The 10,952-nt window shown below is 70.4% G+C and carries 12 protein-coding genes, 1 tRNA gene and 1 pseudogene; 9 read left to right on the forward strand and 5 right to left on the reverse strand.

Annotation, left to right across the window (positions count from 1 at the left end; all coding sequences use genetic code 11):
* Positions 1-13: 13 nt before the first annotated feature.
* A complete protein-coding gene (locus H4J02_RS14100; protein ID WP_316250698.1) occupies positions 14-1,921 on the forward strand; it encodes a helix-turn-helix domain-containing protein in 1,908 nt (635 codons plus the stop codon).
* Here H4J02_RS14100 and H4J02_RS13010 read toward each other — a convergent pair.
* The 3 genes from H4J02_RS13010 to H4J02_RS13020 form a co-directional block, all read right to left on the reverse strand.
* Positions 1,887-1,959 (reverse strand) — tRNA-Arg (locus tag H4J02_RS13010). The genes H4J02_RS14100 and H4J02_RS13010 overlap by 35 nt on opposite strands.
* A gap of 79 nt (positions 1,960-2,038) precedes the next feature.
* Positions 2,039-2,641 (reverse strand): response regulator transcription factor, encoded by a 603-nt coding sequence (locus tag H4J02_RS13015; RefSeq protein WP_187674967.1) that lies wholly within the window; start codon positions 2,639-2,641, stop codon positions 2,039-2,041.
* Positions 2,638-3,795: a sensor histidine kinase gene (locus H4J02_RS13020; protein ID WP_262406126.1), complete on the reverse strand. Its 1,158-nt coding sequence runs from the start codon at positions 3,793-3,795 to the stop codon at positions 2,638-2,640. The genes H4J02_RS13015 and H4J02_RS13020 overlap by 4 nt, the downstream gene beginning before the upstream one ends.
* 111 nt (positions 3,796-3,906) lie before the next feature.
* Between H4J02_RS13020 and H4J02_RS13025 the strand changes: the two genes are divergently transcribed.
* The gene (locus H4J02_RS13025) at positions 3,907-4,446 is read left to right on the forward strand and encodes a small multidrug efflux protein (RefSeq protein ID WP_187674968.1); all 540 of its coding nucleotides are present in this window, start codon (positions 3,907-3,909) and stop codon (positions 4,444-4,446) included.
* Between the two features lie 60 nt (positions 4,447-4,506).
* On the opposite strand, the gene H4J02_RS14060 is transcribed toward H4J02_RS13025, so the two are convergent.
* Positions 4,507-4,641, reverse strand: a complete 135-nt coding sequence (locus H4J02_RS14060; protein WP_262406127.1) for a hypothetical protein — start codon at positions 4,639-4,641, stop codon at positions 4,507-4,509.
* A 115-nt stretch (positions 4,642-4,756) separates the two neighbouring features.
* Between H4J02_RS14060 and H4J02_RS13030 the strand changes: the two genes are divergently transcribed.
* The 7 genes and pseudogenes from H4J02_RS13030 to H4J02_RS14065 all read left to right on the forward strand — a co-directional run bounded on the left by H4J02_RS13030 (position 4,757) and on the right by H4J02_RS14065 (position 9,244).
* On the forward strand, positions 4,757-5,266 hold the full coding sequence (locus H4J02_RS13030; RefSeq protein WP_187674969.1) for a hypothetical protein: 510 nt from the start codon (positions 4,757-4,759) through the stop codon (positions 5,264-5,266).
* Positions 5,267-5,508: 242 nt separating this feature from the next.
* Positions 5,509-6,084, forward strand: coding sequence for a winged helix-turn-helix domain-containing protein (locus H4J02_RS13035; protein ID WP_187674970.1), 576 nt, complete (start codon positions 5,509-5,511; stop codon positions 6,082-6,084).
* A 113-nt stretch (positions 6,085-6,197) separates the two neighbouring features.
* The gene (locus tag H4J02_RS13040; protein ID WP_187674971.1) at positions 6,198-8,006 is read left to right on the forward strand and encodes a DUF222 domain-containing protein; all 1,809 of its coding nucleotides are present in this window, start codon (positions 6,198-6,200) and stop codon (positions 8,004-8,006) included.
* Complete coding sequence (locus tag H4J02_RS14135; RefSeq protein ID WP_187674972.1) at positions 7,891-8,127, forward strand: transposase; 237 nt, start codon at positions 7,891-7,893, stop codon at positions 8,125-8,127. Before H4J02_RS13040 ends, H4J02_RS14135 begins: the two co-directional genes overlap by 116 nt.
* Positions 8,128-8,141: 14 nt before the next feature.
* A complete protein-coding gene (locus H4J02_RS13050) occupies positions 8,142-8,981 on the forward strand; it encodes an IS3 family transposase (protein ID WP_187676594.1) in 840 nt (279 codons plus the stop codon).
* Positions 8,982-9,028: 47 nt separating this feature from the next.
* Positions 9,029-9,073, forward strand: a pseudogene (locus H4J02_RS14140) (hypothetical protein); the annotation flags it as partial.
* Positions 9,074-9,076: 3 nt separating this feature from the next.
* A complete protein-coding gene (locus tag H4J02_RS14065; protein ID WP_262406128.1) occupies positions 9,077-9,244 on the forward strand; it encodes a hypothetical protein in 168 nt (55 codons plus the stop codon).
* A 305-nt stretch (positions 9,245-9,549) separates the two neighbouring features.
* Here H4J02_RS14065 and H4J02_RS13060 read toward each other — a convergent pair whose 3' ends face one another.
* Positions 9,550-10,950 carry an NtaA/DmoA family FMN-dependent monooxygenase gene (locus tag H4J02_RS13060; RefSeq protein ID WP_222942188.1) on the reverse strand — a complete coding sequence of 467 codons (1,401 nt, stop codon included), beginning with the start codon at positions 10,948-10,950 and terminating at the stop codon, positions 9,550-9,552.
* Positions 10,951-10,952: the final 2 nt, after the last annotated feature.

Here is a 10,952-nt window from a genome sequence, read left to right on the forward strand (position 1 = left end):
CGCTGACCCCACTTTGTCCACCACCGTGCCTCGGTTCGCGCTGCACCCGATCGAGGAACACGTAGGCGGTTTCGCTCCTGTTTTCGCACGGACCAGCACGGTGCACGCGCCGATTGATCCCGTCGCCTACGACTGCGTAAAACTGATCTTCGTTCGATCAGGCTCGGCGATCCTGTTCAGCGAGTTCGGTGAGAAGCCAGTCAAGGCTGGTGACGCGATAGTTCTCGGGGCGAACGTGCGCTGTGGATCGGAGCCCGAAGGACACATCACGGTCACCACGATCTACCTCGACACCGACTACGTGATGGACCAGGTGTTCTGGCAACACGCCGGACTGATACAAGATCGCCTGGAAGCTCAGGGGTTCGCCGAGACCGTCTACTCCGAACCAGCACAGATACTCCGTCTCGGTGAGCACCGTGCCGGGATGCTCATGCCCTGGCTGGACGAGCTGGTCGAACGCAGCATCGACGGCAGATTCTCCCGGCACTTTTGCCGAATCCAGGCCTTGTGGTTCAGCATCGCTCACGTTATCGCCCCATTCGTGAAGATCTCGCCGGTCAGAATGTCGGCGTCGCAGCGTGCCCACATCCGGCCCACACTCCCGCGGCACCGCCAGTTCGTCCCATTGCGTGCCGAGGCCCGTCGAGCTGTCGAACTACTGCGAAACGCTCCCTCGATGCAATGGACACTCGAGGAACTGGCCACGCAGGTCCATCTTTCGCCCTCACAACTCAGCCGGGTGTTCACCGACGCCTACGGCAAGACACCCTCGGCGTACCTGACGATGCTCCGCGCCGAACGACTGGCCAGACTACTGCGGGAGACCGACCTGCCGATCGAGGCGGCGATGCGGCAGGTCGGCTGGCGCAGCCGCGGACACGCCGCTCAGCAGTTCAGCCAGCTCCACGACGAACTCACCTCGCGAGGGCTTGTCAGCCTTCCCACCCCGAAGCGGCCCTCGAAACCGCTCGCCGTGTCCTCGGTACACCGAATGCTGACGAACCCGTACTACAAGGGCGACGTGATCTACCGCGGCGTGGCCTACAAGGGTGCGCACCAGCCGCTCGTCCCAGCGGAGGTCTGGTACCAGGTGCAGTCCGTCCTCACCGCGCACAAGAGCGCATCCGAGGCAACCCAGGTGCACGACCACTACCTCAAAGGCACCGTCTACTGCGGAGCCTGCGGGTCCCGCCTCATCGTTTCAAACGCGAAGAACCGACACGGCAACGTCTACCCCTACTTCGTCTGCTCCGGCCGGCACTCCAAGCGGACCGACTGCACCCGGCAGGCCATACTCATCGAGGACGTCGAGCACTTGATCGAGGACTACTACCAGCGCGTACAACTCACCCCCGCCCGACGCGAAGCTCTGGGCGGGATGCTGCACCATGAGTTCGACCGGCTGATGTCCGCCGAAGCCGACGAACTCGCCCAGCTCACCGCGAACCGCGACCGCCTGGAGCACGAGCAAGACCGGCTCATGCAGGCCCACTACGCCGACGCCATCCCACTCGCCGTCCTCAAACGGGAACAAGACCGCATCGCCGGAGAACTCGACCAGGTGAACCGCCGCCTCGACGCCCACCACGGCGAATACACCGACGCCCGCTCGCACCTGGACGACGCACTGAACCTGTTGGAGAACTGCGCCGACATCTACGCCCGCTGCGACGACGCCAACCGGCGCCTGTGCAACCAGGCGTTCTTCACCAAGGTCTACATAGAGGAGGACGACGAACTACGCGTCGAGAACGCCCGCCCCTTCGAGATGCTGCTCGACCCCGAAGTCAACGCAGACGCGCTCGCCTGGGCCGCGAACGCCGACAAGGCCCGAACCCCAGCCCTTGATTCATCGGGCCAAGGTTCGAGCCTTGTGCGTTGGGTGCGCCCGGAGGGACTCGAACCCCCAACCTTCTGATCCGTAGTCAGATGCTCTATCCATTGAGCTACGGGCGCATGCTGTCGCAGTGACAACTTGAAGACTCTATCATCCGTTGCGGGCCGCGATGACGCGCCCCCGGCTCGGGGTGCGGCCTCAGATCCAGCCGCGCTCCTCCGCGAGGCGCACGGCCTGCTGCCGCGTCTCGACCGAGAGCTTCCCGAGGATCACGGAGACGTGGTTGCGCACCGTGCCCGGCGCGAGCGAGAGGGTCTTCGCGATCTGCCGTGTCGTCTCGCCGCGCCGACCGGCGCGGAGCACATCGAGCTCCCGATCCGTGAGCGGGCAGCGCTCGTCGCTCAGCGCGTCGGCGGCGATCTCCGGGTCGACGTAGCGGCCGCCCGCGGCGATGCGTCTGATGACCTCCGCGACCTCGTCGGCGCCGCGCGACTTCGGCAGGAAACCCGCGACCCCGGATGCGAGCGCGCGCCGCAGCACCCCCGGGCCCGCGTGCCGCGTGATCACGAGGCACCGCGTCGCGATCATCCTCTGCAGGCGCCTCGCGACCTCGACGCCGTCGAGCCCGGGCATCTCGACGTCGAGCACGCACACATCCGGCACGAGCTCCGTGGCGCGCTCGAGCGCCTCCTCGCCCGTCGCGCACTCCGCGACGACGTCGATGTCGGGCTCGAGCCGGAGGAGTGCGGCGAGCGCGGAGCGGATCATGCCCTCGTCGTCGGCGAGCAGCACCCGGATCATGCGGCACCCGCCGGCACCGTCACGACCACCGTGAACGCGTCGTCCGCGCGTTCGACCGCGAGCGAACCCCCCGCCTGCTCGGCACGGCGGCGGATGCCGTCGAGCCCGGATCCGCTGCCGTCACCCGGCACCGCGGCGCCCACGTCGTTCGCGATCTCGTAGCGCCACTGCGCGCCCGAGCGGTCGAGGCTCAAGCGCGCCCACCGACCGCCACCGTGGCGCAGCACGTTCGTCGTGGTCTCGCGGATGACGGGGCCGAGGACGTCCGCGGGCGCCTCGTCCGCATCCGCGCCGATCGAGACCTGAGCCGTGGCGCCGGCCGCGCGCAGCAGATCGACCGCGTTCGCGAGCTCGTCGCGCAGCGGCACCGAACGGAACCGGGTCGCGAGGTCGCGCGTGCCCTGACGTGCGGCATCGACGCTCGCGCGAGCGGCCCGCAGATGCTCCGCCGATGCCTCGGGATCCGAGTCGCGCAGCCTGTCGGCGAGCTCGAGCTGGAGGGCGATCACCTGCAGGTGGTGCCCCTGCAGGTCGTGCACGTCCGTCGCCACGCGCAAGCGCTCCTGACTCGCGGCATAGCGCGCCTCCGTGGCACGGGCGCGATCGAGCGTGATCAGCACATCCCACCACCACAGCGACGACACCGTCACGACGGGGAGGAGGGTCGCATACAGGCCGGGCAGCCAGCCGTCGGTGGCGACCGGGTCCTCGACGACGAGCCAGACGACGAGGAGCACGGCGACGACCCCGATCACGACGCGCAGCCGGAGGCCGGGCGGCCAGTTCAGGAGCACGACCGACTGGAGGACGGTGGCCGCCGTGACGAGCCACGACCCGCTCAGCCACCCTCCCGCAGCGCCGGCGAGAAGGGCGACCCCGAGGCACACCAGCACGCGCGCGCGGCCCTCGCCCGGGAGCTGGTCGGTGCGGTGGCGGTACGCGACGAGCAGCGGGACGGTGCTCGCACACCAGACGAGACCCGCGACGCCGACCGCGGCCGCCGTGAGCGGCCCGCGATCTATCGCGGCCGCGGCCCAGACGAAGACCATGAGGAGCTCGAACGCGAGCACGGCAGCGAGCGTGTACCACCACGTCGCCATCACCCCGCGAGTGAGTCGCGCCGACGCCTCGAGCGGCGTTGTGGTTCGGGTCACGCGTCCACCCTACGGTCGTGACAAAAGTCATGGGCGGCGCGTGAGGATCACCCGCCGAGCGGTGACGGCACGACACTTCCCGGCAAGCGACGCCCGCGGTGGACTCGAGCCATGAACCTCATCGAGAACTTCCAGGACCTCATGGCGCGGCTTCCCGAGCTCCTCCAGCCCCTCGTCGTGGCGCTCGCGGGCGCCGTGCCCTTCATCGAGGGCGAGGGGGCCGCGGCCATCGGGATCGTCGGCGGCATCCATCCGGCGATCGCCATGACGGCTGCGGCGGTCGGGAACTTCGCGTCCGTCGCCGTGATCGTGCTGCTCACGTCGCGAGCCCGCGTCGCGGTCGTCACGCGCTACCGCGGCCGCGCTCGCGCTCGCGTCGCAGCCGGCCACCCCTCACAGGGTGGGTCGGTGCAACTCGACGAGCCCCGCACGCCGCGCCAGGAGAAGTTCGCGCGGGCGTTCCAGCGCTACGGGCTTCCCGGCGTCAGCCTCCTCGGGCCGCTGCTCCTGCCGACGCAGTTCACGGCGACGATGCTCGCGGGGGCGGGTGTGAACCGCACGCACATCCTCGTCTGGCAGGCGATCGCGATCGTGCTGTGGACCACGGTCATCGGCGCGTTCGTGGGCGGGGTGCTGCACTTCGCGAACTGAGCGGACATCGCGCGGGCACCCGGCCCCACAGGGCGGGTGCCCGCATCCGCGTGCCGTCGGTCAGCCGTCCCCGTCGATCGCCGCCGTCGGATCGAACGGAACCTCGTACTCGTCCCACGTCATGCCGAACTGGTGGAAGAGCTCGGAGTTCGTGCGGAGAGCGGTCGGCGACATGTCGTCGTCTCCCATCGCCATCACCCCCTTCGACAGAATCGTGCGGTGCCGAGGGGCGACACGGCAGGGGATTGACAGCCGCCCGCGCGCATGCGTCGGGGCGCGACGCGGATGGATGCGGGCGTAGGCTCCCAGCGTGTCCGGCAGCCACGACACCGCGCTCGACGACCGGCACGAGCGCGCCGCGCACCTCAAGGAGCGCATCTACGTCGCCTTCGCGGCGCTCGCCGTGGTGCTCGGCCTGCAGCGGCACCACGCCGAGGCGCTCGAGGCGATCCTCACCCTCGCCGTCACGATCCTCGGCCTGCTCCTCGCCGTGTTCACGGCCGACCTCGTGGCCCACATCGTCGTGCACGAGCGGATGCTGACGCGGCGCGAGCTGCGGGTCGCGGCGTTCACGAGCTTCGGCGCCGTCGGGAGCCTCGCGGCGCCGGGGCTCTTCCTCGTGCTCGCCCTGCTGGGTGTGTGGTCGACGGATGCGGCCCTCCGCGCATCCGCTATCGCGCTCGTCGCGGCACTCGTCGTGGTCGGGTGGGTCGCCGTGCGGCGCCTCGAGCTCACGTGGTGGCAGCGGCTCGTCGTGCTCGGGGCCGAGGCGGTGCTCGGCGTCGCGGTCGTGGGGTTGCAGCTGATCGCGCACGGGTAGCGGTGGGGGTCGCGCCGGCGGCTCGGCGGGCGGCTCGCGGGCGGATGCGCCAGGGCTTCGACACCGGGCGTCACGCAGCGTCGCACGGTGTCGCACACCGTCGCAGAACGTCACCGTGATGGCCCCGGCGGCTCCCCTGCGGTCAGACTCTTCGGGTGGTCTGAGCGCGTGAGGAGGTGGCGTCCGTGTCCGCGGAGTACGTCGCGATCCCTTGGGAGGGTGCGGCCGGGACGAGACCCCCGGTGGCAGCGCCGCGCGGTCTCGGCCTGCGCGGGTTCGGCATCTACGTCGGCCTCGACGAGCAGGCGGCGGATGCGGCGGGCGTCGACGTGGGAGCGCTCGTCGGCGACGTGCAGCGCGCCATCACCGGCATTCCCGGGGCCTCGACCTTCGCATCCGTTGTGCTGGCCCCCGCAGACGACCCGGAGCCGTCGCTCGACGTCGTGCGCACCGCCCTCGGCGAGCCCTCGCTGCACCACGCCCCCGCGCGGCGGGTGTCGCGCGACGAGGGTGTCGTCGTCGACCTCGCGCGACACCGCGTCACGGTCGACGGGCACGTCGTCGCGCTGAGCTTCCGCGAGCACGCCCTGCTGACCTTCCTCGTGCAGCACCAGGGCGAGGTGCACGACCGCCAGCGGCTGCTCGGCGCGCTCCTCAGCGAGACGGACGGCGAGCAGATCAACGAGCGCACGATCGACGTCTACCTGCAGCGGCTGCGCCGGCGGCTGCACCCGTACGGCGACGTCGTGCGCACGGTGCGGGGGCGCGGCTACCGGCTCGACCCGCATCCGGATGTGACGGTCGTCCCGGCGGGATGATGGCGGCCTCGGGCTGGCGCCGTCTCCTCCACATCCCCCGGGGTACGCGACTTCTCCACCGATCCGGTCACCCCCCTTTCGAACATACGTTCGACACTGGGAGACTTTGTCTCATGCCCGATCTCGCCCCGCTTCTCACCGCCATCGGTGAGATCTCCGCGTCGCTGACGCCGGATGCGGCGCGCGCCTGGGCAGATCCCGACCTGCTCGCGACGCAGCGCTCTCTCGCGGATGCGCGGCGTCGCCTCGACGCGGCCGCCGCGGTCGTCGCGGGCGAGATCGCGCACAGGTCCCGACGCGAACTCGGCCACTCCGGTCTCGCCGCGACCTTCGGGCAGCGCACCGCCGAGGGCCTCATCTCGAAGCTCACGGGCACCTCGACCCGCGACGCCCGCACCCTCGTCAAAGCGGCGGAACTGCTGCCGGGCGCGGGTGGCGAGGCGGATGGCGGCGCGGGCGCCGGCGCGGGCGGCGGCGCTACCGGTTCAGACGGGCCGAGCGTCGCGGACAGCGACGGCACCGCTGGCCCTGACGACGCTGACGCACGCGGGACCGCGGCGACTCCCCCGCCTCTTCGGCGGCCGCTCTGGTTGCAGACGCTCGGCGCGGCCGTGGCGGCGGCGGCGCTGTCGGTCGAGCAGGTCGACGTGATCCGCACACGGCTCGGCGCCGTCACCGGTGCGGCCGAGCTCGAGGCTGCGGCGCGCTCGGGCGCGTACCGGCCTGCGCTGCTCGGTGGCGGGTCGGGCGCAGGAGTCGCGTCGGTGAGCGATCTGCGAGCTTCTGCCCAGCCGAGCCTCCCCGGCGCGGGATCCGCGCGGGCCGACAAGAGCCCGACGGCGTTTACCGACGCGAACGCAGCGAGCACCCCCAGCACGTCGAACCCGGCCGACGCGAACACGGATCAGGCGCGCTTCGCGACGCTCGATCGCGCACTCACCGCCGCCGCCGAGCGCCTCATCGTGCTGGCGGCGGCCGTCACCGTCGAGCAGCTCGCCGTCCGCGCCTCCGCAGAACGCGACGACCTCGACCTCGCGGGCGTCGCGGCGCGCGAGCGCGAGCTGCGACTGAAGCGGTACCTGCGCGTCACGAAGCTCGTCGACGGGATGACCCGCATCCACGGGCTGCTCGACCCGGAGTCGGCGGCGATCGTCGTGCCCGTGCTCGACGCCGCCACCTCGCCGCGGCGCGGCGGCCCGCGGTTCGTCGACCCGGATGCCGCCCTGCGCGCCGACGACATCGTGCGCGATGAGCGCACGACCGACCAGCTGACGCTCGACACCCTCGTCGACCTCGTGCGCATCGGCACGCGCGTCGACGACGGCACGCTCCTCGGCGACCGCAAGCCCACCGTGCGCATCCTCGTCACGAAGGCCGACCTCGAGGCGCCGGTCGCCGCCCCGGACGGATGCGGCTGCGACAGCAACAGTGCCGTCGGTCGCAGCGGCGCGTGTCCCAGCGGCTGCGGCCAGCGACCCGGAGCCGCGTACTTCGAGGGTCAGAACGAGCCCGTGTCGATCGCCACCGCCGAGCGCTACATCTGCGCCTCGGGCGCGGTGCCGATCCTGTTCGACGGCGACGGGCGGGTGCTCAACCTCGGACGCGAGCAGCGGCTCTTCTCCGAGAAGCAACGGCTGGCGATCGCGGCGCGCGATGGCGGATGCCTCATGTGCGACCGGCCGCCGTCCTGGTGCGAAGTGGAGTTGCCCGGGTTTGACGGACATCGAGACAGCGGCTGTTCGGTCGCGGGAAGGTGTTCTTGTGGCGCGGGAGTTTTCGCAGGAGTTCAAGGATCAGGTCGTCGAGTTGTATCGGCGTGGCCGGACGTTCAAGGATCTGGCGCGGGAGTTCGAGCTGTCGGCGACGACAGTGTCGAACTGGGTGCGGGTGGCGGACAAGAAGGCGGCCGGGTCGTTGCCTGATCGGCCGGTCGAGTCAGACAAGGCGAAGATCGCCCGGCTGGAGCGGGAACTCGGGGAACGGACCGAAGAGCTGGAGGTCCTGGGAAAAGCGTTGGCCTTCTTCGCGAGGCGTCACCGGTAGAGGTCTACCGGTGGATCGCGGCGGAGAAGGCCAGAACCCCGACCAGGCGGATCTCGATGCTGTGCCGTGTGCTGGGTGTGTCGCGGTCGGGCTACTACGACTGGGTCGGCCGCGGCCCGTCCCGCCGTGCCCTCCAGGATGCTGCGGTGCTGGAGCGGATAGAGGCGATCCATGCCGAGTTCGCCTATTACGGAGCGCCACGGGTGCACCGCGAGTTGCTTGCTCAAGGGGTTCGGATCGGTCGGCATCGGGTCGCGCGGCTGCTGCGAGAAAACGGATTGCATGCCCGCCGAGGTCGAGTCGGAAGCCGGCGACGTTCGGTGCCAACCTCACGCCGCATCGACATCATCGACGCGGTCAAGCAGCAGTTCTCGGTCGCGGCAGCGAACCGACTGTGGTTCACGGACTTGACGATGATCCGCACCGGCGAAGGTTGGCTGCACGCCGCCGTCGTGCTGGACGCCTTCAACCGCGAGGTGATCGCCTGGGCCACCGATGGGCACGAAACCCCGCGGACAGCGATCACGGCGCTGACAGAAGCAATCAAGATCCGACACCCGAAACCCGGATGCGTGATCCACTCCGATCGCGGCTACCAGTTCACCTCCAACGACTGGAACGACCTCGCAGCCCAACACGCAATGGTCGTCTCGATCGGTGAACGGAAGGACCCGCACGACAACGCCGTGATGGAATCCTGGTTCGCCTCGTTCAAGAACGAGGATCTCTACCCGATCGGGCAACCCGCGACACGAGCCGAGGCACGAGCCCGCCTCTTCGCCTACATCTGGGCCTACAACACCCGGCGACTGCACTCCAGCCTCGGCTACGTCGCCCCCATCCGCTACAACTGAAGACAGACAACCGTCCGTCAAACCCGGGCAACTCCAAAGCGCACCACATCGACCACTGGGACGAGCACCACGGCCGAACCGACGTCGACGACGGGGTGCTCCTGTGCCGCCACTGTCACCTGCTCCTGCACAACCGACGCTGGCGCATCCGGCGCACCGGCGGCGACTACCGACTCGAACGTCCCGACGCCGACGGCGTGCTGCGCAGCATCCCCCTGCCCTCCCGCAGCCGGGCCCTGCAACGCCTCCGCGCCACCGCGTAGTTCCGCCGCCCACCCGCACCGAGGAGCGCCGCCGAGCCCCAGCGGTTCAGGAGCGCCGCCACCCCGGCTCGTTGAGGAGCGCCGCCGAGCCCCAGCGGTTCAGGAGCGCCGCCCACGCCGGCTCGTTGAGGAGCGCCACCCAATCCTCAGGTGGTTGAGGAGCGCCGCGCCGCCCGGCGCGACGCGTCTCGAAACCGCCGATATCACGAACACCCGGCCCCCGGGTCTCGAGACGCGTCGCCCACGGCGGCGCTCCTCGGCCACTTGTGAACGGCGCCGGACGCCGGCCCGAACCGCCGCCGCCGTCAGCCGAACCGCAACGGCGCGAGCGGCACGTCGAGGTTCGCACCACCGCGGTACCGCGCCGCCGGATGCGACTCGGGCAGACGCGGCCCCGCACCGAAGAGCGTCTCGCGAAGGGTGAGCGGCGCATCCGGACGCTCGTCCAGCCGACCGCGACGACGGAGCTCCGGCACCACGAGCTCCGCGAAATCGCGCGCCGTGTCGAACGAGTGGTACTGGCGCAGGTTGATGCCGTCGACCCCGTCCTCGTCGAGCCAGCGCTCGATCTCGTCCACCACGACCGACGGCGTGCCCGCCACGAAGTACCGCCCCTCGCGCTGCGTGCGCAGCGACTCGAGCACGACACCGACCGTCGCGCCGGGGTCGAGGTACGGCACCGCCGACGCGGGCAGCCCCGCCTGCGTGAGCGCCTCACCGATCGTCAACTCCCGGGGCAGCGCCGGCAGGTCGATCGGAAAACCCGAGTGCGCGAGGATGCCGGCCACGCTCGTGCGCTCCTGGTACAGCCGCCACCGGTCCGCGGCCTCCTCCTCGGTGCGAGCGACCACGACCCCCGCCTGCACGATGAACTTCAGGGCCCCGCCGTCGCGACCGTGGCGCCCGGCCGCGTCGCGCATCCGCTGCGCGTTCTGCCGGAAGTCCTCCGCCGAACGACCGCCCGTGAACACGAGCTCCGCATGGCGCCCCGCGAACTCGATGCCCGCGGGCGAGCCGGTCGCCTGATACAGCACGGGGGTGCGCTGCCGCGACGGCGACGCGAGGTGCGGCCCCGCGACACGGAAGTTCTCACCCACATGATCGACGTAGCGCACCTTCGCCGGGTCCGCGTAGACGCCGCCCTCCCGGTCGGCCACGACCGCGTCGTCATCCCACGACCCCTCCCACAGCTTGTAGACGACGTCGAGGAACTCGTCGGCGATTTCGTAGCGGCGGTCGTGCGGGATCTCGTCCTCGAGCCCGAAGTTGCGGGCCGCGTTCGGCAGGTACGAGGTGACGATGTTCCAGCCCACCCGCCCGCGCGTCAAGTGGTCGAGCGTCGACATGCGGCGCGCGAACGAGAACGGCGGCTCGTAGCTCGTCGAGAACGTCACCCCGAACCCCAAATGCTTCGTGACGGCCGCCATCGCCGGGATCACGAGCAGCGGGTCGTTCGACGGGATCTGCAGCCCCTCCCGGATCGCCGTCTCGGGTCCGCCGCGGAAGGTGTCGTACGCCCCCACGACATCCGCGAGGAACACCCCGTGGAACCCGCCGTCCTCGAGCAGCTGCGCGAGCTCGATCCAGTACTCGATCTCCTCGAAGCGGTGCCGGTTGTTGCCGGGCAGCGTCCACAGCCCGTGCGTGATGTGACTCACCGTGTTCATCTCGAACAGGTTCACGATGAGCTTCTTCTTCTCGGTCACGA

Source organism: Protaetiibacter sp. SSC-01 (assembly GCF_014483895.1).
Classification (GTDB): Bacteria; Actinomycetota; Actinomycetes; order Actinomycetales; family Microbacteriaceae; genus Homoserinibacter.